Raw genomic sequence first — 22,095 nt, forward strand, 5'->3', positions numbered from 1 at the left:
AAAGGTCTAGCCGCGCTCTTTCCAGCGCACCATCTGTCGCAGGGTACCATGCAAGGTTTGTACATCCGCGCGGGTCAAGGGCAGGCGCGACCACATATTGCGCAGATTAACTTTCATGCTGGCCGCCTTGTGCTCAGGATAGAAAAACCCCGCCACATCGAGCCGCTCCTCGAAATGCCGCGCCAGATGTTCGATCTCGCTGTTATCCGCCCAATCCGTGCCGGCCATCTCGACCTGTTCGGGAATAATCTCCGCCTGGGCGCGCATCCATTCATACCCCATCAACAACACACATTGCGCCAGATTAAGCGATGCAAACTGCGGGTTTACAGGGACAGATACAATCGCATTAGCCCGTGCGATATCGTCATTCTCCAGCCCCGCACGCTCGGGCCCGAACATCACCGCGACCCGCTGGCCTTGGGCGATCAGCTCGGCAGCCTTAGCCATCGCGGCCTCGGGGCTATAAACGGGCTTCGTCAAATCCCGGTCCCGTGCAGTGGTGGCAAACACAAACGCTGCATCCCCCAGTGATCCCGCCAGATCGTCATAAACAATGGCCTCGTCCAGCAAACGCCCCGCACCCGATGCCATTGCATCAGCCGCAGGGTTCGGCCAGCCATCACGCGGTGCGACAATGCGCATCCGGTCCAGACCAAAGTTCCACATGGCGCGCGCGGCGGCACCGATATTCTCGCCCATTTGCGGGCGCACCAACACAAAAGCCGGTATTTTGGGGTTCTCTACACTGTCATTCATCCCCGCCTCTTACCCGCGCAACAGCGCTCTCACAAGAACACGCCGTATTTCCAAATGGTAAAAAATCCTCGCCCAAGGCATAAAAGTTTTTCTTTCTGCGCGCGATCCGTTAATTGACGCCAACACAGCAAAGGACCGCTTGCCATGACGACGCCCGAACAACCGCAGCTTTACCTGATCACACCCCCCGCGTTTGAGCTGGAAACCTTTCCCCAGACCTTGGCCCGCGTTCTTGATAGCCAGCCCATCGCCTGCGTGCGCCTTGCCCTCAGCACCCGCGACGAAGATGTCGTATTGCGCGCCGCCGACGCCTTGCGCGAAATCACTGATGCACGCGATATCGCACTGGTGATCGCAGATCACACGTTGCTGGCTGAACGTATTGGCTTGGACGGCGTCCATCTTACCGACGCAGCACGTTCAATCCGCCACGCCCGCAAGACTTTGGGCGATGACGCCATCGTTGGCAGCTATTGCGCAGGCTCGCGCCATGACGGCATGGCAGCAGGCGAAGCAGGTGCGGACTACATCAGCTTTGGTCCGGTGCGCCCAAGTGCATTGGACGACGGGTCACACGCCGAGCTGGACCTGTTTCAATGGTGGTCCGAAGTGATCGAAGTCCCCTGCGTCGCCGAAGGCGGCTTGGACGAGGACCTGATCCGCAACCTTAGCCCCTATACCGATTTCTTTGGCATCGGCGATGAAATCTGGACATCAGACGATCCGGCGCAAGCCTTGGCAACACTGGTCGCCGCGATAGCGTGAACCAGGCGGGGCGTTATAAAAACACCCGCTCAATGAACCAATAGGCCCCGACGGCCGCGATTCCGACAGACGCCGGGATCGCCACGAAACGGCGATAGGGTTCTTCTGTCTGGCGGAACTGGACCGACAGGAAACACGCGGTAAAGACCAGCGCCAGTGGCACCAAAAACAGCGGCACGGGCGCTTCCAACGCCGCCGCGACACCGGGCATCGGTACCAAGCAAAGCGCCAGCGCCACGACAGCCAGCCCGACATAAATCAGCTTGGTGCGCTCTGCACCGCCCTCACCCCGCGCCACGCGCAAGGCTTGCCAGACGCAGAGCGCCATGATCGCAATCACCGTCAGTTGGCCAATCTCGACCCCGATGTTAAAGCCGATCAGCGCTGGAACGAACTGATCGCTTGGCAGGCCGAATTTGCCCAGAACCGACGCAAATCCCAGCCCGTGCAACAATCCGAAACCGAAAATCACAAAAGGCCGCCAAGGGTTTAACCCCGAGGTAAAGATATTCTCGACCGCCACATAGACTATCGAGGCTGCGATCAGCGGCTCGACAATCGATCCCGGCACCGTCACCAGCCCAAGCGCCCCAAGGGCCAGCGTCACGGTATGCGCGGCGGTAAAGGCGGACACCTGCCAGATCAGCGGCTTCAGATGGGTCGACAAAAAGAACAGGCCCAGCACGAACAGGATATGATCCAGCCCCTTGGGCAAAATGTGGTCAAATCCGACGGGAATATAGCCCATGAAGGCCTGCCACGCGGTTTCCTGACCGCCGCCTGCCAGCTCGATCTCGGGGCTTTGGGCACCGCCCTCCAGATATCCGGTATAGGGTTCATCAACAGCTTGTTGACGCAGGACCATCGCCCCTGATCCAGCAGGCCACGACACCACAACGCCACGCGCAGTCAAAGGCACCTGCCCTTGCAGCACCCATTGCGAAATACGCGGCAGCTCAGCATTCACATCTTCGGGAACGGTGACGGACACGGTGGTCAGGTTTACGGCCTCACCATCGGCGCGCAGCAAGGGTGCCGCGTTCCATCCGGCCAGCAGTTCAGGCACGCGCGCAGCGATCTGGTCGGCGGACATGGCACGCAAGTTGTCATAATCTTCAGCGTTTTCAGCATCATTGGTGTCGGCGACTGCATCCAGATCAATGCCAGACATCAACGCCTCAAGGTTCACACGCAGCACCAGATCCGCGACACCTTCAGCCACGGTCAGGTCTGCGATGGTCGGAACAACCTCATGCGCGCGGGCGGCCCCCGTTGCGACACTTGACAAAAGCACCGCGTAGGCCAGCTTTAGAATGACCGCATATAAGGTGTTCTTCATGTTTTTGTCCCGTCTCATACTCGTTATTTCATTCGCTTTGGGCGCGCTGCCTGCCAGTGCCCATGAATACTGGCTCGAAGCGCCCGTATATCAAGTACAGCCCGGCGCGGAATTGACAACCAACATTAAGAACGGCCAGCTTTTTGAAGGCACCAATCTTGCCTATTTCGCAAATCGCACAGACCGTTTCGATCTAAGTTTTGAGGGCGATACCCTCCCCGTTCAAGGGCGCATGGGCGACGTCCCCGCCCTGCAGATCACAGCCCCGCCAAGGGATGGTTTGCTGATCGTGGCGCACGAGGCCTCTCCATCCTCACTGACTTATAAAGATTGGAAAACCTTCGTCGGCTTTACCGAACACAAGGATTTCAAGACCGCCCTCGTCGACCATTTGAACGCAGGCTACCCCAAGGAAAACGTGCGCGAACGCTATACCCGCCACTCCAAAGCGCTGATTGCGATTGGCGATGGCCATGGCAGTGACCGCGAACTTGGCCTTGCGACCGAATTTGTTGCGCTAACCAATCCATATGACGCGGATTTTGACGGGATGATGACAGTTGCGTTGACCTATGACGGGGCCCCACGCCAAGACGTGCAGATCGAAGTTTATGAAAAATCTGCCAAGATCGCCCCCACAGTCACCGTCTATCGCAGCGACGATCAGGGGCATCTTACCTTTCCGGTCGCGCGCGGCATGACCTACCTGGTGGATTCCGTGGTCCTGCGCCCGGCCCCGGATGCGGGCGAAACATCAAAAAGCCCGCAGTGGGAAAGCCTTTGGGCCTCGCTTACCTTTGCTGTACCAAATTAATCGCCGCAATCTTGACCGCTCAATCGCTTAACCGGGCTTGCGCCCCGGCGCAGGTCTCGGCAGAACGGGCAATATGACAGATACACCAAATATACTTTGTATTGGCTCGGTCCTGTGGGACATCATCGGGCGCGCCGAGACGCAAATGCGGCTAGGGTCGGATATGCCGGGCCGTATCACACGACTGCCCGGCGGCGTTGCCCTTAATATCGCGATGGCGCTGGCCCGGTTTGGCCTATCGCCCGCGCTGATCAGCGCCGTGGGCCGCGACACCGAAGGCGACGAGCTGATCTCGGCCTGCCAGCTGCGCGGATTGAACACCAATTTCGTCTACCGCTCGGATGATCTGCCCACCGACCGCTATATGGCTGTTGAGGGGACAAACGGCCTGATCGCCGCCATCGCGGACGCGCATTCACTTGAGGCGGCTGGCAGCAAGATCCTGCGCCCCTTTGCCGATGGATCACTGCCTGCGCCCTATCGCGGGACCGTCGCCCTTGATGGCAACCTGACCCTTGATCTGCTTGCCGAGATGGCCCGTAGCCCGCTTTTGACCGAGGCTGATTTGCGCGTGGCCCCTGCCAGCCCCGGCAAGGCAATGCGCCTTAGCCCCTTTATTCAGGCCAAACGCGGCACGCTTTACGTAAACCTCGAAGAGGCGGGCCTGCTGTGCCAAACCACCTTTGACAGCTCACGCGATGCCGCTGCGGCCTTGCTTGAACGCGGTGCTGTGCGGGCTGTTGTCACCGATGGCGGCAATCCTGCGACCGTAGGACAGGCCAGCGGTCTGATCACCCAAGTCCCGCCCGCCGTTTCTGTCATCCGTGTGACCGGCGCAGGCGATACCTTTATGGCAGCCCATATCGCGGCTGAAATCCATGGCGCTGCATCAGATGCGGCCCTGACCCAAGCCCTTGCCGCTGCTGCACAATATGTTTCCGGAGAAACCAAAATATGATCACGCTACACCGCTCACAAGAAGTTGCCACAGCCCATAGCAAAGGCACCCCGATTGTGGCGCTTGAAAGCACAATCATCACCCATGGCATGCCCTATCCGCAAAACCTGGAAGTCGCCCGCCAGGTCGAGGCGGATGTGCGCGCCGCCGGTGCGACCCCTGCCACAATCGCGGTGATCGACGGGCAGCTTCATATCGGGCTTGAGGATGCGCTACTGAGCCAACTGGCCCAGGCCAAAGGCGTTGCGAAACTGTCGCGCGCCGACATGGCCGCCTGCATCGCCACAGGTGGCACTGGGGCCACCACCGTTGCCGCCACAATGATCGCCGCGCATCTGGCGGGCATCGCCGTCTTCGCCACAGGCGGCATCGGCGGCGTGCATAAAGGGGCCGAAGACACCTTTGACATCTCAGCCGATTTGCTGGAACTGGCCCAAACCCCCGTCACCGTGATCGCCGCCGGGGCCAAGGCAATCCTTGACGTGGCAAAAACCCTTGAGGTGCTGGAAACCCAAGGCGTGCCGGTGATCACCGTCGGCCAAGACAGCTTTCCCGCGTTCTGGAGCAGCACGTCGCCGTTGAAATCCCCCCTGCGCATGGATGATCCCGCGCAGATCGCCACGGCCCATGGCCTTCGTGCGCAGCTTGGACTGCCGGGCGGACAATTGGTGGCCAACCCGATCCCCGCGGCCGATGAAATTCCCGCAGCCGAACTGGCCCCGATCATCGCCACCGCCCAAAACGACGCCATCGCCCACGGCATCAGTGGCAAATCCGTCACGCCCTATCTGTTGCAACGGATATTCGAGCTTACCGAGGGGCGTTCGCTGACAGCAAACATCGCGCTGGTGCGCAACAATGCCCGTTTGGCCTCCAAAATTGCGGCTGAACTGGCCTCAAACAGCAATTGAAGCCCAAATTTTATGCGCACTCCATTGTAGCAGGCGGACAAAGCACTTAGCTCTGAAATGGAATGATTGGGAAGAAAAACACGCCGATGAACACGCCATTTTCACCTTCACCGCCACCGGAAGCGCCAAAGCGGACCCTTTTTGCGCGGCTGCGCGGGTCGTTCCTGACGGGTTTGGTAGTGATTGCACCGGTGGGCCTGACCATATGGCTGATCTGGACGGTCATCGGCTGGATCGACGGCATCGTGCTTCCTATGGTGCCGCTCGCCTATCACCCTGACCGGCTGATCCAAACCTATTTCGGGCTAGACCCGTCGGCGCAGATCAACGTGCGCGGCATTGGCGTTATCATCTTTTTACTGTTCACCATCATTGTGGGCTGGCTGGCCAAGGGCATCATCGGCCGGTCCTTTATCCGCTTTGCCGAAGGGTTGGTGCAGCGTACTCCGGTCGTGCGCACCATCTATTCAGGCATCAAACAGATTTCCGAGACAATTTTTGCCCAAAGCGAACGCAGCTTTGAAACCGCTTGCATGGTGGAATACCCCCGGAAAGGGGCTTGGGCGCTTGGGTTTATTTCGATCTCGGCCAAGGGCGAGGTTGCCCGCCACGTCGGGGTCGACAAAGAACTGGTCGGCGTTTTCATTCCCACAACGCCCAACCCGACATCCGGTTTTTTACTGTTTTTCCCCCGCAATGACATCATCGAATTGGATATGTCCGTCGAAGATGCGGCCAAGCTGGTCATCTCGGCAGGGCTTGTGTATCCGCCAGAGCACCCCCTGCCCGTTGATGGTCAAACGGGGCGACCGCCCCCGATAGAGCCTAGCTGAACATCTGCTTCAAATCGACCGAACTGCGTTTGCCCACGTGATCAATATCATGGGTTAGAAACTGCTCGGCCGAGACACGCCCCGCCGCCCGAAGCGCAGAAATCACCGCCGGGTTCGGCACGGTTTTGGTGGCGATCGACAGCTTGGACATCAGATCATCATCGGCAATCATGTGAATGTAGACGCGGTTCATTTGCCCCTCTTCGATCCGCCCCATGTCCAGCAATCGCTGCACAAATTCGATGGCCCGCAATTCGCGCAACAAACTGGAGTTAAAGCTGATCTCGTTGATCCGGTTCTGAATCTCTATCGGGGTTTTCGGCAGGTCGGCGCGCTCCAACGGATTGATGTTGATAACGACAATATCCGGCGGCAAATTACGGGTGTATAATGGGAAAAGCGCAGGGTTTCCGGTATAGCCACCGTCCCAATAGGCCTCGGATTTTCCGGTTTCCGGATCAACGATATCAACCGCCTGAAACAAGGTCGGCAGACAGGCAGAGGCCAACAATGCGTCCGGGCCAATCTCGTCGCCCTCGAAAATCTTGATTTTGCCATCGCGCACCTTCGTGGCCCCGACAAAGAACCGAGGCGCATCCTGCCCGCACACCAGATCATAATTGAACTTTTCAACGATATCACGCAGCGGGTTTTTATAGGCTGGGCCGTACACATAAGGCGATACGATTTGCGTCATCGCAGTGCTGACAGCGCTATGCCAACTGTATTCCATCGCCCGACTGATTGCCCCAACGCCGAAAGGGGCCAGCCAACCCGACAATTGGCTTTCGCCCACGCCAGACACTTTCTGCCAAAGCCAGTCCAGATTGTCCCTTGCGCCCTGACGCCCGCCCGAAATCATCCCCGCCTTAAGCGCGGCCCCATTCAAAGCACCCGCAGACGTGCCAGAAATCGCTGAAATCTCCAGATCGTCTTCCTCAAGCAACCGATCAAGAACACCCCACGTATAGGCCCCGTGCGCGCCGCCACCTTGCAAGCCCAGATTTATCTGTTTTTTCACCATTGGATTGCCCCGCCCCGTTTCAAGAAAGACCGCCTCCGACGGGGATATTTAAGAGCCAGAGAAGCCCTGGACCGGTTCTATATTCTCTGGCTCTTAAATATCCTCGCCGAAGGCATAAAAGTTCTTAAAGCGCGGTCCAGCCACCGTCGACGCTGACGGTCGTGCCGGTGATTTGCGCCGCTGCGTCCGAACACAGGAATGTGGCCGTGCCGCCCAACTGCTCAACGGTCGCGAATTCTTTGCTGGGTTGGCGTTCAAGCATCACGTTTTTAATCACCTCGTCACGGCTCATCCCGTATTCTTTCATCGTGTCAGGAATTTGTTTCTCCACAATGTCGGTCAAAACATAACCCGGGCAGATGGCGTTGCAGGTGATCGGTTCTTTGGCGGTTTCAAGCGCGGTGGTTTTGGTCAGACCGACGATGCCATGTTTTGCGGCGATATAGGCTGATTTAAAGGGCGACGCCGTCAACCCATGTGCGGATGAGATGTTCAGCACCCGGCCCCAGCCAGCCTTGCGCATCATCGGCAGCGCCATCGCCGTGGTGTGAAACGCCGAGCTTAGATTGATGGCGATGATCGCATCCCATTTTTCCACGGGAAAGTCGGGGATCAGGGCCACGTGCTGAATGCCCGCGTTGTTGACCAGAATATCGCAGCGCCCTGCATCGGTCACGAACCGGCGGCAGTCGTCGCCCTTGGACATATCGGCCTGAATATAGCGTGCGGTTACGCCGGTCTCTTTGGCGATCTCTGCGGCGATAGCGTGGTCTTCATCGCGGTCGGTGAAGGAGTTCAACACGACATCCGCCCCAGCCCGCGCCAGCGCCCAAGCAATGCCAAGCCCGATGCCCGAGTTCGACCCCGTGATCAGGGCGGTTTTTTGCGAAAGGTCGATGCTATAGGCCATGGTGTTCTCCTGCGGTTTGCTGCAACTGCATCATGGAACGCTACCCCGAGAATGAAAATAACTAATTGAATCTCAACGGCGCGGTTTCGCCAATATTGGAGAGAATTCTGCCGCGCCAAAATGGTCAAAAAAAAACGTCCGCACGAAGCGGACGTTAAGTTATTGAGGCAGGTTTCATACAGGCAAGAAACCTATCGAGCAGTGATGTCTTTATACGCAAAGCTTCGCCGCAATCCAAGCTTAAAGTTTGATTAGCCCCCGCCACGCCGCTAAGAGTTGGCGTAATAAAACAAGGGCAGCGCGGGATTGTTTCAAAAATGGTGCTAAATTTTTTCCAAACCTGTCGGGCGGTTGCGACTGTTTCTTCACTGATTCTATTCGGAGGCCCTGCCCAAGCCGAGCCAGCGCATGGGATATCTATGTATGGGACCCCTGCTCTACCACCGGATTTTGTGTCGCTCCCTTATGCGAACCCGCACGCGCCCAAGGGCGGCTCGATCATTTTGGGCAACACCGGAGGCTTTGACAGCCTTAACCCTTTCGTGCGCAAAGGCACCGCACCTTGGCAGCTTGCATTTTTCACACATGAGGCGTTGATGGGCCGCTCATGGGACGAACCGTTCACACTTTACGGTCTTTTGGCCGAATCGGTTGAAGTCCCCGAGGACCGCGCTTGGGTAGAATTCACCCTGCGGCCCACAGCGCGTTTTTCTGATGGCAGCCCGGTCACCGTTGATGACGTGATCTTTAGCTACGATATACTCGGCTCTGAGGGGCATCCGCGCTATCACGGGCTGCGTGCGCAGATCGACAGTATCGTGCAGACTGGGCCGCGGGCCGTACGCATGACGTTCAACGCCGAAAACCGCGAGTTGGCGCTGCTGGCGGGGATGCGCCCGATCCTGAGCAAAGCGCAATGGGAAGGGCGCGATTTCGCCAATGCCGCTTTGGCCGATATTCCGCTTGGATCCGGCCCCTATAGTGTCACGGATTATCAGGCCGGGCGGCAGGTGACGCTGACACGCAATCCCGACTATTGGGGCAAGGATGTCCCGTTTCGGCGCGGCACCCATAATATCGATCAGATCAAGCTTGATTTTTATGGTGATGCCAATGTGCTGTTCGAGGCATTCAAAGCGGGCGCGATTTCCGCCCTTCGTGAATTCAACGCCGAAACTTGGGCCACCCAATATGATTTTCCAGCGGTTCATCGGGGGGATGTCGTAAAGTCGACCTTCACCCACCAGAAACCATCCGGCATGACCGGCTTTGTCATGAACACACGCCGCGCGCCTTTTGACGATATCCGCGTGCGCGAGGCGATGATTGCTGCGTTTAACTTTGAATATATCAACGAGACCTTGACCGGCGGTGCGCAGCCGCGGATCACCTCGTATTTTTCAAACTCGCCTCTGGCCATGACCCATGGTCCGGCCGAGGGCCACGTCGCCGAATTGCTGACCCCGTTCAAAGACAGCCTGCCAATGGGTGCGATGGAAGGCTATGCCTTGCCCGTATCGGACGGATCCGCCCGCAATCGGCGCGGCATTCGCCACGCAATGAAGGCCCTGCAAGAGGCTGGCTATTCCGCGCAAGGCGGGATCATGCGGGATACAAATGGCAAGCCGCTGAGCTTTCGCATTTTGATGTCCAAGGGCAGTACCGAGAATATGGCGATTGCAGAGCTTTATATTCAGGCGCTCAAACGGCTTGGCGTTGAGGCCATCGTCGAGGCGGTTGACGATGCGCAATTCGTGGCGCGTAATGCCGAGTTCGACTTTGACATGGCGATCTTTCGCCGCGCGCTGTCGCTGAGCCCCGGGAATGAACAGCGGTATTATTGGGGATCCGAGGCGGCAGACCAGCAGGGCAGCCGCAACTTGATGGGGGTGAAATCGCCCGCCATTGATGCGATGATTGACACAATGGTCAATGCCACCACGACGCAGGATTTCATTGCCGCAACACGCGCGCTTGATCGGTTGTTGACTGCGGGGCGCTATGTGGTGCCGTTCTGGCAGTTCACTCAGGATCGTATCGCCCATATCGCCGAGATGAAATATCCCGATCACGTGCCGCTGTATGGGGATGGGCCGAATTATATGCCCGAAGTCTGGTGGATTGAAGCCGGGCAGTGAGTGGATAATAGCGGTTTTAGCGCCCAGTCGCAGACCGACCCTTCGGGGAGAGTTTATTTGGCAAAATGAAACTGGGTGGCTTTACGTCAGGGATGTGACCCAGAGGATTGTCGCGTCTTCGTCACTGGTTGAGACGACATTATGGCCCATGGTAGCATCATAATAGGCACTGTCACCGCGGCGCATTTCAACGGGTTCGTAAAATTCGGTGTAAAGCCGCACGACGCCTGTGAGGACGTATAGAAATTCTTCGCCGTCATGGCGGACCCAGCCATCGAATTCTTCCATTTTGCGGGCGCGAATGCGGGCGCGGTAGGGCAGCATCTGTTTCTTGCGCAGGGTATCTGCAAGCAATTCATGCTCGTAGGTTGTTGTCGCCTTGCTGGTGCCATCACCGGATTTGGTCACAGACATGCGCCCGTTGATCTGCGCAGCGGAGGGCGGTGTGAAGAGCTGCGGCACAGAAATCTCGAGCCCGACAGCCAGCTTTTTCAGCGCGTCATATGTGGGTGACATCTGGCCGTTTTCGATCTTGCTAAGGGTTGAACGTGCCAGCCCGGCCTGCGTCGCCGCCTGTTCCAGCGTCCAATTGCGGGCCTTGCGCAATTCGCGTACCCGCGCGCCCAGATTAACCGGAGGGGCGGTTTCGGCTTCGCCGCTTTCGCGGGCGATCTGGATCATGGATTTAGGCGCTTGATCTGTCATATACCGCGTATATCGCCCGGTCCCGCCGCTTGCAACGGGCCGGAACCCGCGCTAGCGATGGGCTATGTTATCACTCTCCCCCTCGGACGGATACGCGCCCTGCCCTGCGCCGTTTAATATGGCGGCCCATGTGCTGACACATGCGGGGCGGCTGGGGGATAAAACCGCCTTGCGGATCATTGGCAAGGACGGGGCTGAGAACTGGAGCTACCACGTCCTTGAGAGCGCGGTACGGGGCACGGCAACGGGGCTTTTGGCGCTTGGGCTGAAGCCCGGCGATATCGTCTTGATGCGGCTTGGCAATACGGTGGACTTTCCGCTGGCCTATCTGGGGGCCTTGGCTGCCGGGTTGGTGCCTGTCCCCACTGCCGCCGCACTGACCGAACCCGAAGTATCTGCGATCATTGACACATTGCGCCCCAAGGCGATCCTGCGTGATCCCCTCGTGCCCTGCCCCAAGGGCTCTGGCGTGGTTGATGTCAAGGATTTACGGACCATGCGCGATCTGCCGCCCGCCGATTGGCACATGGGCGATCCCGAGCGCTTGGGCTATATCATTTACACCTCAGGCACATCGGGCAAACCAAGCGCCGTCATGCATGCGCATCGCGCGATCTGGGCGCGGCAAATGATGTATGATGGTTGGTACGACCTGCGTGAGACCGACCGCGTAATGCATGCGGGCGCATTCAACTGGACCTATACATTGGGCACCGGCCTGATGGACCCTTGGACAATGGGGGCCACAGCGTTGATCCCCGCAGCGGGCACCGCGGCGGCCGATCTTCCGCAGATCATGCGCCAAGAGAACGCGAGCCTGTTTGCCGCGGCACCGGGCGTGTACCGGCAGATCCTGAAACATAATGACGGCATCGACATCCCCAGCCTACGCCACGGTTTAAGCGCGGGGGAGAAATTGCCTGAGGCCCTGCGCAGCGCGTGGCAATCGGCCAGCGGCACGCAGATATACGAGGCCTACGGCATGTCGGAATGTTCAACCTTTCTGTCAGGATCGCCTGCGCGTCCTGCGCCCGACGGATCATTGGGATACCCGCAACCGGGGCGGCGTGTGGCGCTGATCGGCCCCGACGGCCCTGTGCCCTATGGTACCGAGGGCACGATTGCCGTCTATAAAACCGATCCGGGCCTGATGCTGGGGTATTTCGGCGCGCCGGAACAGACCGCCGAAAAGTTCCAGGATGGTTGGTTTATGACAGGCGATCAGGGCGTGATGGGCGCGGATGGACAGATCACCTATCTGGGGCGCAACGACGATATGATGAACGCCGGCGGGTTTCGTGTGTCACCTATCGAGGTGGAACAAAAGCTGGCCCAATATCCCGGCATCACGGCCATTGGCGCGACCGAGGTGTCCGTACGTGCCGACGTGACCGTGATTGCAGCATTTTACACAGCAGATAGCCCGCTGGACGAAGCCGCACTGGCGCTTTATGCACAAGAAAATCTGGCGCGCTACAAACAACCGCGCCTTTATGTTCATCTGCCAGAGCTGCCCATGGGGGCAAACGGCAAATTGCTGCGCCGCGCCTTGCGCGCGGGCTATGAGGCGCAAAATGACTGAGACGATCAAGCTTGATATCATGTCCGATCCGATTTGCCCGTGGTGCTATATTGGCAAGGCCCATCTGGACCGCGCCTTGGCGTCGGAACCGGACCACCCGTTTGTGATTGAATGGCACCCGTTTCAACTGAACCCCGACATGCCTGCGCAAGGCATGGACCGCCGCGCCTATCTGGAAGGCAAATTCGGCGGTAAAGAGGGCGCGGTCAAAGCCTATGCCCCCGTGGTAGAGCACGCGAAAAAGGCCGGTCTGACCATCAATTTCGAGGACATGAAGCGCACGCCAAACACGCTGGATGCCCATCGGCTGATCCATTGGGCCGGTATCGAGGGGCGTCAGACCGCCGCCGTATCCGCCCTGTTCAAGGCGTATTTCGTGGATGCGCGCGATATTGGCGATGCCGAAGTTCTGGCCGATATCGCTGACGGGATCGAGATGGATGCATCTGTCGTCGGTCGCTTGTTGGCGTCGGATTCAGATGTGCAAGACATTCGTGACCGCGACGCCCATAGCCGCAAGATGGGCATTAACTCTGTCCCCACCTTTATCGTCGGCGGCAAACATGCTGTGCCCGGCGCACAACCGCCCGAGCTGTGGAAACAAGTGCTGGCCGATTTGCGCCAGCAAGGCTGATCGTTCAAAAACCGCAGCTAAACCCGCAGAAACACTTTGCCTTTGCGGGCCAGTCCCCCTAGAATCACCCTCATTAAACGGGGCAAAGACCCCAGTTCAAAAATTGAGCGGGCAGTACGTTAGATCATTCCACACCACCCCTTGGGGTGCGTAATCGGGCGCAGGCTGTGCCCGGTGTCATCAAGAGACCCATCCAGCCGTCACGCAGCGTGTTGACCTATGGCCGCTTTGACGGGTTTCAAACATCCCATGCAAAACTGCTGGCGGACCTGTCCAGCATGGGCACCGAAGTGATCGTGGGATGTGCCACAGATGCGTTTTGCGCACAGGTGGGCAACAGAGCGGCAACCCCCTTTGAAACACGCCGCGCAATCCTGGAAAGCTGCCGCTATGTCACGCGTGTGATCGCATGGGACAGTTGGGACCAACGTCGTACCGACATCGTGAACTACAACGTTTCGGTGTTGGCCCTGCGCGGTGGCAACCCGGGCATGATAGAGGATTTGCACGATATTGTGCAGGTCGTAAATCTGCCCGCAGGTCCGATACCGCACTGGAACAATACCACCCTAAAGTCGGCCTGATTATTCACCGCATTGCACTCCCCAGCAGTGCACGCTAGACGTGAATTAACGGGCGCAATTTGCTGCTCTATCCCCTAGGAGCGGCGCAGATGCAATCCGACAGACCTGATTTTCCCATGGGCAGCGCCGAATTTGTGGCGCTGATCGCGATGCTATTTGCCACGATCGCGTTTTCCACCGATGCAATGCTGCCCGCCCTGCCCGAAATCACAGCTGATTTGGCCCCCGCCACGCCCGAGCGTGTGCCCCTGATCCTGACAGCCTTTATCTTTGGCCTTGGTCTGGGGACGTTCTTTACCGGTCCGCTATCTGATGCATATGGGCGGAAAAACATCGTGTACTGCGGAGCAGCACTGTATATCGCGGGAACCGTCCTTGCCTGGGCCAGCCAGTCGCTTGACGTGATGCTGGCCGCGCGTGTCGTTCAAGGGCTGGGTGCTGCGGGGCCGCGTATCGTATCGCTTGCGATCATTCGTGACCTTTATTCCGGGCGTCAAATGGCGCGGATCATGTCATTTGCGATGATGATTTTTGTTCTGGTGCCCGCCTTTGCCCCCGCCATGGGCGCGGTCATTATCAGTTTCTCCAGCTGGCGCGGTATATTCGTCAGCTTTATCGTATTCTCAGCAATTTCAACGATTTGGATGCGGGTCCGGCTCCCTGAAACTCTGGCTGTTGAAGACAGGCGCCCGATGCGTATCGGCCTGCTATGGAACGCCGTGGTCGAGATTTTCAGCAACCCCATGGTGCGGCTGTCAATCGCGGTACAAACGCTTGCGATGTCGATCCTTTTTGCGACATTGATGTTGGTGCAGCCCATCTTCGATCAAGTCTATGAACGCGCCGACAGCTTTCCGTTGTGGTTTGGGGTTATCGCCTTGATATCGGGGTCCTCGAGCCTGATTAACGCGCTGTTGGTGGTGCGTTTGGGCATGCAGCGGATTGTGACGCTGACCCTTGGCGCGCAGATCATTCTCTCTGCAATCATGCTGTTTGCGGGCCTAGACAATCTGCCCGATCCTCTTGGCTTTGGCTTTTACATGATCTGGCAGGTGTCGCTATTTTTCCAGGCCGGGCTGGTCCTGGGCAATCTAAGCGCCTTGGCGATGGAGCCGATGGGTCATATTGCGGGCATGGCCGCATCCGTGATTGGTGCCGTATCAACAGTGCTGGCAGCGCTAATCGCCTCCCCCATCGGATTGATGTTCGACGGCGATATTGATCTGTTGATCACGTCGGTGCTGGCGCTGGCTGCGGCCGGTTTTTTACTGATGCTTCGGATGGGGCGGATTGCCAAAAGAGATGCGGCGGTGCGTGAACCATCAGCGTAGGCTTGTGTAGTAAAGCGCGCTGGTTTCGCCCTTCGGGCGAGGATTTTAGTCCATTTGGAAAGCGGTCAGCGGGTGGTTTTTAACCGAAACGCCAGCGCCAATAGCACAGCTGCGACGCTGAACGGCAGCAGCCAAAGCAGGATGACATCACCCTTGAAAAGCATGCTGGACGAAAATGCGCAGGGCGGGGTCGTGCAGGACGCGGGCAGCCCCATAATGTAGACGGGTGGCACTGCAACAAGCAGCGCCACCGCGACATAGAGAATGCCGATCGTCAGTTTATGTAAAGACGGGATCACGCTGCGCGCTGGCCACCGGGTTTGCCACCGCCACCGGGCTTGCGCCGACGCCGGGATGCGCCTACGGGCTTGCCCTCGCCGCCGCCATTACCGCCGCCACCGTTACCACCCGGGCGACCGCCACCTGGACGCCCACCACGGCCGCGACCACGCCCCCGGCCGCCTTTGGGCTTGGCCGGTTCGTCAATCGCCTCCCACGGGCGACCGGAGGCAACAGGGATCGAGATTTTCATGGTCTTTTGGATGTCTTTCAATTCGCCCATCTCATCGGGCGCGCAAAAGGCAATCGCAGCACCATCCTTGCCGGCACGGGCCGTGCGGCCGATCCGGTGCACGTAGTTATCAGGCACGTTGGGCAATTCGTAGTTATAGACATGTTTCACATCGGGAATATCCAAACCGCGCGCTGCCACATCGGTTGCGACCAACACGGTTACATCGCCCTTTTTGAAGGCCTCAATGGCGCGGTCCCGTTGGCCCTGGCTTTTGTTGCCGTGAATTGAGGCCGCTTTGAATCCGGCCTTGACCAGATCCTTCATCAGCTTTTCACAGCCATGTTTGGTACGGCCAAAGACCAATGCACGTTCTTCGGTATGCTTGCCCAGCAATTCGATCAGCAATGATTTTTTCTCGGCCTTGGCGATGAAATGCACCTCTTGGGTGACTTTATCGGCGGCCTTGCCGGGAGGGGATACTTCGATGCGGATCGGGCTGATCAGATAGCTGTTGGCGATCTCGTTCATCAGTTTGGGCATGGTGGCCGAGAACAGCATGGTTTGGCGCTCTTTGGGCAACACGGACGCGATTTTGCGCAGGTCATGGATAAAGCCCATGTCCAGCATCTGGTCGGCCTCGTCGAGTACCAGAAACGAGGTCTTGTGCAGTAGCACCGCGCGGCGGTCCATCAGGTCCAGCAAACGGCCCGGTGTGGCCACGAGCAAATCAACACCGCGTTCCATGCGTTTGATCTGTGGGTTAATCGACTGACCGCCCACAACCATCATTGTCTTCAGTTGGGTGCCTTCGCAGAACCCTTTAAGGTTCTCCATGATCTGATTGGCCAGCTCGCGGGTCGGGGCCAGCACGAGCCCGCGCACAGTGCGCGGTTCGGGGCGCGCCTCCATCTCTAGCATCTGGGCCACCAAGGGCACACCAAACGCCGCTGTTTTACCAGTGCCCGTCTGGGCAAGGCCCATCACGTCGCGGCCATTCATGGCATGGGGGATCGCTTGTTTTTGAATGGGGGTCGGGTCTGTCATGCCCATCTTGGTCAAGGCTTTGACCAAACGGCGCGGCAGGCCCATCATTTCAAAATCGCTCATCTTCTATCGTCTTTCCGAAGGGCGCGGCAAAACGCCGGCCCTGTCTAAATCACGCGGCTGCCGCACAAAGGGCACCACCGCGAGGGACGCAAAACAGATCACAGGGGGCGGCCTGATGCCAACACCCTGTCTGTTGCGCTTGGCCCCACGCGTGATTTTGGGAACATCGGCGGCCTTATCTCTCTGCACTGACATGGCCCATCCGGGTCAAAGGCTGAACTGCTCACGCGGCAGAAGGCATCGCTTGAACGCTAGATGGGCGCATCGCCGGGCAAAGTCAACGCCTTGTAGCAAACTAAGGTGAAGCCAAACACCACAGCGCCACCCCACGGGCCTGCGACCCCGCTTGCACATTGCCTGCCAAATCGGCATGGATCGACGGAATGATTTGAAAGGCTTGGACAAATGGACAATCTGCGCGGCGCTATCATCATGGTGTTTTCGATGCTGGGTTTTGCCTTTGAGGATATGTTCATCAAATTGATGGGCGACGAAATTCCAATCGGCCAGATATTGTTCATTCTGGGCTTGGGCGGTGCGCTCTGTTTCGGCATCGTCGTTCGGGTCAAGGCGCAGCCATTGCTTGAGCGGTCCATGCTGACGCGGCCCATTATGCTGCGCGCATTCGGAGAGATCGTAGGCACTTTGGGTTTTGTGTCGGCCATCGTACTTACGCCGATTTCCTCGGCCTCTGCGATTTTACAGGCAACGCCGCTGGCCGTTACATTGGGCGCGGCACTGTTTCTGGGCGATCCCGTAGGCTGGCGCCGGTGGAGCGCGATCCTGGTCGGGCTATTTGGCGTACTCCTGATCATCCGCCCCGGCATGGAGAGCTTTGAAGCGCTGTCATTACTGGCTGTGGTTGGCGTTATAGGCCTGTCCATGCGCGATCTGGCAACCCGGCGCGTCCCCACGCACACCTCAAGTTTCCAACTGTCATTTCTGGCGTTTTTGGCCCTGGTACCGACCGGGTTGCTGCATATGGTGTCCACGGGCACATTCTTTGCCCCTATGACGGCTTTGCAATGCGTTTACATGGTGTCGGCGCTGTCCATCGGAATGGCGGCCTATTACGGCATCGTTGCGGCTATGCGGATCGGCGAGATCAGCTTTGTCACGCCGTTCCGATATACGCGTTTGCTCTTCGCCATTGTGATCGGCATCATGATCTTTGGCGAGCGCCCCGATCTGCTGACCTATATCGGTGCTGCGATCATTGTTGCGTCGGGGATCTATACCGTGTGGCGCGAGCGCAAAGTCAAAGACATCGCCTGAACACTTTCCATCTTGCCCCCCGCAGGTTAAAAGCGGCGCGAAAACACCCATGCCAAAAGGATCTCCCCTCATGAGCACCATCGTAGACATCTATGCCCGCGAAATTCTGGACAGCCGGGGCAACCCTACCGTCGAGGTCGATGTAACGTTGGAAGACGGCACAATGGGCCGGGCAGCAGTGCCATCGGGCGCGTCTACAGGTGCTTACGAGGCGGTCGAGCGTCGCGATGGCGACAAAGCGCGCTATATGGGTAAAGGCGTGTTGCAAGCCTGCGAAGCCGTGAACGGCGAGATTGCGGATGCGCTGGTGGGCATTGATGCGACCGAACAGGTTGAAATCGACGGAACAATGATCGAACTGGACGGCACCGATAACAAGGAACGTCTGGGGGCCAACGCCATTTTGGGTGTGTCACTGGCGGCTGCCAAAGCTGCCGCAGATTTCTGTTCGCAACCCTTGTTCCGCTATGTCGGCGGCACATCTGCGCGGATGCTGCCGGTACCGATGATGAACATCATCAATGGCGGCGAACACGCGGACAACCCCATCGACATCCAAGAATTCATGATCATGCCAGTGGCCGCCGAAAACATCCGCGACGCTGTGCGCATGGGTTCCGAAGTGTTCCACACCCTGAAGAAAGAGCTGTCTGCCGCAGGCCTGTCCACCGGTATCGGCGATGAGGGCGGCTTTGCCCCCAACATCAACTCCACCCGAGATGCGCTTGATTTTATTCTGAAATCTGTTGAAAAAGCAGGCTACAAACCCGGCGAGGAAATCTATCTCGCGCTCGATTGCGCGGCGACTGAGTATTACAAAGACGGCAACTATGTCCTGTCCGGCGAAGGCAAAACGCTGTCGAGCGCCGAAAATGCTGACTATCTGGCCGCCCTTTGCGCCGACTATCCGATCATCTCGATCGAAGACGGCATGTCAGAGGATGACTGGGACGGTTGGAAACTGCTGACCGACCGTTTGGGCGATAAGATCCAGCTGGTGGGCGATGATTTGTTCGTGACCAACCCTGCCCGTCTGGCCGAAGGGATCAAGCGCGGATCGGCAAACTCGATGCTGGTTAAGGTCAACCAGATCGGCACCCTGTCCGAAACCCTGCAAGCCGTCGATATGGCGCATCGCGCGGGCTTTACCAACGTGATGTCCCACCGGTCGGGCGAGACAGAGGACGCGACGATTGCGGACCTCGCCGTGGCGACAAACTGTGGCCAGATCAAAACAGGATCCTTGGCGCGGTCAGACCGGCTGGCAAAATACAACCAGCTGATCCGCATCGAAGAGGCGCTTGGCGTTACGGCGGAATACGCAGGTCGCTCGATCCTCAAAGGGTAAGCGCGGGCGTTTTGTACCGTTAAATTTAAAAGGCGCGCTGTTCCGGCGCGCTTTTTTCTTGTTTGGGCAGGCTTACTGTACCGCCACCGACGGCCGCCCGAACACCCGTGGTACTGTGACAGGACGTCGGCAGCCCCCGTGCGACGCGCACGGCGAGATAGGCAAACGCCTGCGCCTCCAGCATATCACCGTCCAGCCCGATATCTTCAATAGGGACAACGGGGCAATCCAAACTAACCGCCAGCATCTTCATCAATATCGGGTTATGCCGCCCGCCGCCCGTCACCAGCACACGGTCAGGCACACGCGGGCAATGGGCCATCGCCTCGGCCACGCCTGCCGCACACATAGCAGTCAGGGTTGCAGCAGCATCAGAGTCAGATAGCTCCCCCACCAACGCTACCATTTCGGCAAAATCATTACGGTCCAATGACTTGGGCGGCATACGTGCGAAATAGGGTTCCGCCAAAAACAGCTCAAGCGCGCCGGTTTCGACCGTGCCTTTTGACGCGATCTTGCCGCCCATGTCATAGGTCAATCCCAGTCGTGATTGCATCAAATCGTTGATCGGCGCATTTGCGGGACCGGTATCAAAGGCCAGCAGCGCGCCCTCAGCCTCGGGCCGGTTGATACTCGGATCGACCCAGGTAAGGTTCCCCACGCCGCCCAAATTCAGGAAAGCGACCGGCCCGCTTAGCCCTGCATAGCGTGCGCAGGCATGGTGGAAAAACGGCGCGAGCGGCGCGCCCTCGCCCCCTAGTTCAACATCAGCGCTGCGAAAATCCCAGACCACAGGCGTGGCCAAAGCGTCCGCCAAACCCGCCCCATCACCCACTTGCAACGTTCCTTGGACGCGTGGTGCATGGGCCAGCGTTTGGCCGTGAAAGCCGATCACATCAACGTCTGTGAAATCCTGTAAAACCTCCAGATGCGCGGCCTCGATCACTTGCGTGGCGGCCTGCACCTCGGGGCCAGACCACTTGCCAAAACCCGCTGCAATCACCTTGCGTTCCTCGCCCGAATATTCACGGTATCCCGATGTGCCAAAGCCCATGATATCGTGGCCATCCGTGTCGATCACAGCCACATCGACCCCGTCCAGCGACGTCCCGCTCATCGCGCCGGCGGCCCGTAATACACCTGTTTTCGCAATAGGATCCCTGTGAGCCTTATTCATGGCCTTTTCCTTTGTCTGCTCAGCACCTATAGAGTGCACCACCACCCAAGCTGAGGGCAAGCGCCATGACATACCACCCCAAATCCGAATTTATCCGCATCATGATGGAACGCGGCTTTGTCGCCGACTGCACGGATTATCAAGGCCTCGATGAGGCGTTGTTGAAGGGCGCGCAACCCGGCTATATCGGATTTGACGCGACTGCCAAGTCCCTGCATGTCGGATCGTTGATCCAGATCATGATGTTGCGCTGGCTGCAAAAGACCGGCGGCAAACCGATCACCCTGATGGGCGGCGGCACCACCAAGGTGGGCGACCCGTCGTTTCGCGCGGACGAACGCCCGCTGCTGACCCCGGACCAGATCGACGATAACATTGCGGGCATTAAGAAAGTGTTCAGCGCCTACCTGACCTATGAAGAAGGGCCGATGCCCTCAAGTAGCGAAGCGGTAGGGCCAGAAAATGTTGCGCAGATGATCAACAATGCTGAATGGCTGGACGATTTGAACTACCTCGATTTCCTGCGCGACATCGGGCGGCATTTTTCGATCAACCGGATGCTGTCGTTTGAAAGCGTTAAGTCACGCCTTGACCGCGAACAGTCTCTGTCCTTTCTCGAATTCAACTACATGATCCTGCAAGCCTATGATTTCATGGAGCTTCACCGCCGCTATGGCTGTATCCTGCAAATGGGCGGATCGGACCAATGGGGCAATATCGTTAACGGTATCGACCTGACCCGCCGTGTGATCGATGGCGAAGTTTACGGCCTGACCACGCCACTGCTAACCACATCTGACGGTAAAAAGATGGGCAAATCCCAATCCGGCGCGATCTGGCTGAACCCTGACATGTTGTCGCCCTACGAATTCTGGCAGTTCTGGCGCAACACGACCGACGCTGACGTGGGTCGCTTCCTCAAGCTTTATACCGAATTGCCGGTTGACGAATGCGACCGTTTGGGCGCGCTGGAAGGGTCCGACATCAACGTCGCAAAGATCAAGCTGGCCAACGAGGTCACAACCCTGCTGCACGGTGCCGAAGCGGCCAAAGCCGCCGAAGCGACCGCCCGTGAAGTGTTTGAAAAGGGTGGCGTAGGCGATGACCTACCCACCCTGACGTTGACCGCCTCAGACATCGGCGACGGCATGTCGATCGTGCAGTTGATCGTGAAATCCGGGCTGGCGGGTTCCGGGAAAGAGGCGAAACGCCTGATCTCGGAAAACGGCGCGCGGATCAATGACGCGCCGCTGACGGACGCAGGCATGATGATTGACGCGGCAGCCCTTGCCGCTCCGATCAAGCTGAGCGCGGGTAAGAAACGCCATGCGCTGGTGCAACTGGGGTAGACATAACGGGGGGCGGGTCACTCTGCCCTCTACTGCAA

General features: G+C 58.3%; 21 protein-coding genes. 13 read left to right on the forward strand and 8 right to left on the reverse strand.

Annotated elements, in window-relative coordinates:
- Window positions 1–6: 6 nt before the first annotated feature.
- Window positions 7–759, reverse strand: coding sequence for an RNA methyltransferase (locus tag BM347_RS04545; RefSeq protein WP_093915176.1), 753 nt, complete (start codon window positions 757–759; stop codon window positions 7–9).
- Window positions 760–903: 144 nt separating this feature from the next.
- Between BM347_RS04545 and BM347_RS04550 the strand changes: the two genes are divergently transcribed.
- Window positions 904–1,524, forward strand: coding sequence for a thiamine phosphate synthase (locus BM347_RS04550; protein ID WP_093915177.1), 621 nt, complete (start codon window positions 904–906; stop codon window positions 1,522–1,524).
- A gap of 13 nt (window positions 1,525–1,537) precedes the next feature.
- Here the strand turns inward: BM347_RS04550 and BM347_RS04555 are convergent, their stop codons facing one another.
- A complete protein-coding gene (locus tag BM347_RS04555; protein ID WP_093915178.1) occupies window positions 1,538–2,863 on the reverse strand; it encodes a HupE/UreJ family protein in 1,326 nt (441 codons plus the stop codon).
- Here BM347_RS04555 and BM347_RS04560 point away from each other — a divergent pair.
- The 4 genes from BM347_RS04560 (at window position 2,862) to BM347_RS04575 (ending at window position 6,379) form a co-directional block, all read left to right on the forward strand.
- Entirely contained in the window at window positions 2,862–3,677 is an 816-nt protein-coding gene (locus BM347_RS04560; protein WP_093915430.1) for a DUF4198 domain-containing protein, read from the forward strand. The two genes, BM347_RS04555 and BM347_RS04560, sit on opposite strands and share 2 nt — an antisense overlap.
- 73 nt (window positions 3,678–3,750) lie before the next feature.
- Complete coding sequence (locus BM347_RS04565) at window positions 3,751–4,635, forward strand: PfkB family carbohydrate kinase (protein ID WP_093915179.1); 885 nt, start codon at window positions 3,751–3,753, stop codon at window positions 4,633–4,635.
- Window positions 4,632–5,546, forward strand: coding sequence for a pseudouridine-5'-phosphate glycosidase (locus tag BM347_RS04570; protein ID WP_093915180.1), 915 nt, complete (start codon window positions 4,632–4,634; stop codon window positions 5,544–5,546). The genes BM347_RS04565 and BM347_RS04570 overlap by 4 nt, the downstream gene beginning before the upstream one ends.
- Before the next feature lie 86 nt (window positions 5,547–5,632).
- Window positions 5,633–6,379, forward strand: coding sequence for a DUF502 domain-containing protein (locus BM347_RS04575; protein ID WP_093915431.1), 747 nt, complete (start codon window positions 5,633–5,635; stop codon window positions 6,377–6,379).
- On the opposite strand, the gene BM347_RS04580 is transcribed toward BM347_RS04575, so the two are convergent.
- Window positions 6,372–7,403 (reverse strand): patatin-like phospholipase family protein, encoded by a 1,032-nt coding sequence (locus tag BM347_RS04580; protein ID WP_093915181.1) that lies wholly within the window; start codon window positions 7,401–7,403, stop codon window positions 6,372–6,374. The genes BM347_RS04575 and BM347_RS04580 overlap by 8 nt on opposite strands.
- A 124-nt stretch (window positions 7,404–7,527) precedes the next feature.
- Entirely contained in the window at window positions 7,528–8,313 is a 786-nt protein-coding gene (locus tag BM347_RS04585; protein ID WP_093915182.1) for a 3-hydroxybutyrate dehydrogenase, read from the reverse strand.
- A gap of 419 nt (window positions 8,314–8,732) precedes the next feature.
- Here BM347_RS04585 and BM347_RS04590 point away from each other — a divergent pair, with 419 nt between their 5' ends.
- Window positions 8,733–10,451: an extracellular solute-binding protein gene (locus BM347_RS04590; protein WP_093915183.1), complete on the forward strand. Its 1,719-nt coding sequence runs from the start codon at window positions 8,733–8,735 to the stop codon at window positions 10,449–10,451.
- Between the two features lie 81 nt (window positions 10,452–10,532).
- Here the strand turns inward: BM347_RS04590 and BM347_RS04595 are convergent, their stop codons facing one another.
- Window positions 10,533–11,156 (reverse strand): helix-turn-helix domain-containing protein, encoded by a 624-nt coding sequence (locus BM347_RS04595; RefSeq protein WP_093915184.1) that lies wholly within the window; start codon window positions 11,154–11,156, stop codon window positions 10,533–10,535.
- A gap of 64 nt (window positions 11,157–11,220) precedes the next feature.
- Here BM347_RS04595 and BM347_RS04600 point away from each other — a divergent pair, with 64 nt between their 5' ends.
- From BM347_RS04600 to BM347_RS04615, 4 genes are all read left to right on the forward strand, one after another.
- Window positions 11,221–12,738 carry a class I adenylate-forming enzyme family protein gene (locus tag BM347_RS04600; protein WP_093915185.1) on the forward strand — a complete coding sequence of 506 codons (1,518 nt, stop codon included), beginning with the start codon at window positions 11,221–11,223 and terminating at the stop codon, window positions 12,736–12,738.
- Window positions 12,731–13,372, forward strand: a complete 642-nt coding sequence (locus tag BM347_RS04605; RefSeq protein WP_093915186.1) for a DsbA family oxidoreductase — start codon at window positions 12,731–12,733, stop codon at window positions 13,370–13,372. The genes BM347_RS04600 and BM347_RS04605 overlap by 8 nt, the downstream gene beginning before the upstream one ends.
- Before the next feature lie 167 nt (window positions 13,373–13,539).
- Window positions 13,540–13,956 (forward strand): adenylyltransferase/cytidyltransferase family protein, encoded by a 417-nt coding sequence (locus BM347_RS04610; RefSeq protein WP_175498483.1) that lies wholly within the window; start codon window positions 13,540–13,542, stop codon window positions 13,954–13,956.
- An 89-nt stretch (window positions 13,957–14,045) separates the two neighbouring features.
- On the forward strand, window positions 14,046–15,287 hold the full coding sequence (locus BM347_RS04615; protein WP_093915188.1) for an MFS transporter: 1,242 nt from the start codon (window positions 14,046–14,048) through the stop codon (window positions 15,285–15,287).
- A 65-nt stretch (window positions 15,288–15,352) separates the two neighbouring features.
- Here BM347_RS04615 and BM347_RS04620 read toward each other — a convergent pair whose 3' ends face one another.
- Together BM347_RS04620 and BM347_RS04625 are read right to left on the reverse strand one after the other, a co-directional pair.
- The gene (locus tag BM347_RS04620; RefSeq protein ID WP_093915189.1) at window positions 15,353–15,586 is read right to left on the reverse strand and encodes a hypothetical protein; all 234 of its coding nucleotides are present in this window, start codon (window positions 15,584–15,586) and stop codon (window positions 15,353–15,355) included.
- Window positions 15,583–16,908, reverse strand: coding sequence for a DEAD/DEAH box helicase (locus tag BM347_RS04625; protein WP_093915190.1), 1,326 nt, complete (start codon window positions 16,906–16,908; stop codon window positions 15,583–15,585). Before BM347_RS04625 ends, BM347_RS04620 begins: the two co-directional genes overlap by 4 nt.
- 405 nt (window positions 16,909–17,313) lie before the next feature.
- On the opposite strand from BM347_RS04625, the gene BM347_RS04630 reads away from it, so the two are divergent.
- Window positions 17,314–18,183 (forward strand): DMT family transporter, encoded by an 870-nt coding sequence (locus tag BM347_RS04630; protein WP_093915191.1) that lies wholly within the window; start codon window positions 17,314–17,316, stop codon window positions 18,181–18,183.
- A gap of 70 nt (window positions 18,184–18,253) precedes the next feature.
- Window positions 18,254–19,531 carry a phosphopyruvate hydratase gene (gene eno / locus BM347_RS04635; protein ID WP_093915192.1) on the forward strand — a complete coding sequence of 426 codons (1,278 nt, stop codon included), beginning with the start codon at window positions 18,254–18,256 and terminating at the stop codon, window positions 19,529–19,531.
- Between the two features lie 25 nt (window positions 19,532–19,556).
- Here eno and BM347_RS04640 read toward each other — a convergent pair whose 3' ends face one another.
- Window positions 19,557–20,708: an anhydro-N-acetylmuramic acid kinase gene (locus BM347_RS04640; protein WP_093915193.1), complete on the reverse strand. Its 1,152-nt coding sequence runs from the start codon at window positions 20,706–20,708 to the stop codon at window positions 19,557–19,559.
- A gap of 65 nt (window positions 20,709–20,773) precedes the next feature.
- On the opposite strand from BM347_RS04640, the gene tyrS reads away from it, so the two are divergent.
- On the forward strand, window positions 20,774–22,057 hold the full coding sequence (gene tyrS, locus BM347_RS04645; RefSeq protein ID WP_093915194.1) for a tyrosine--tRNA ligase: 1,284 nt from the start codon (window positions 20,774–20,776) through the stop codon (window positions 22,055–22,057).
- Window positions 22,058–22,095 lie beyond the last annotated feature (38 nt).

Origin of the sequence: Sulfitobacter marinus, from assembly GCF_900116285.1 — a bacterium.
In the GTDB taxonomy this organism is placed as follows: Bacteria; Pseudomonadota; Alphaproteobacteria; order Rhodobacterales; family Rhodobacteraceae; genus Sulfitobacter; species Sulfitobacter marinus.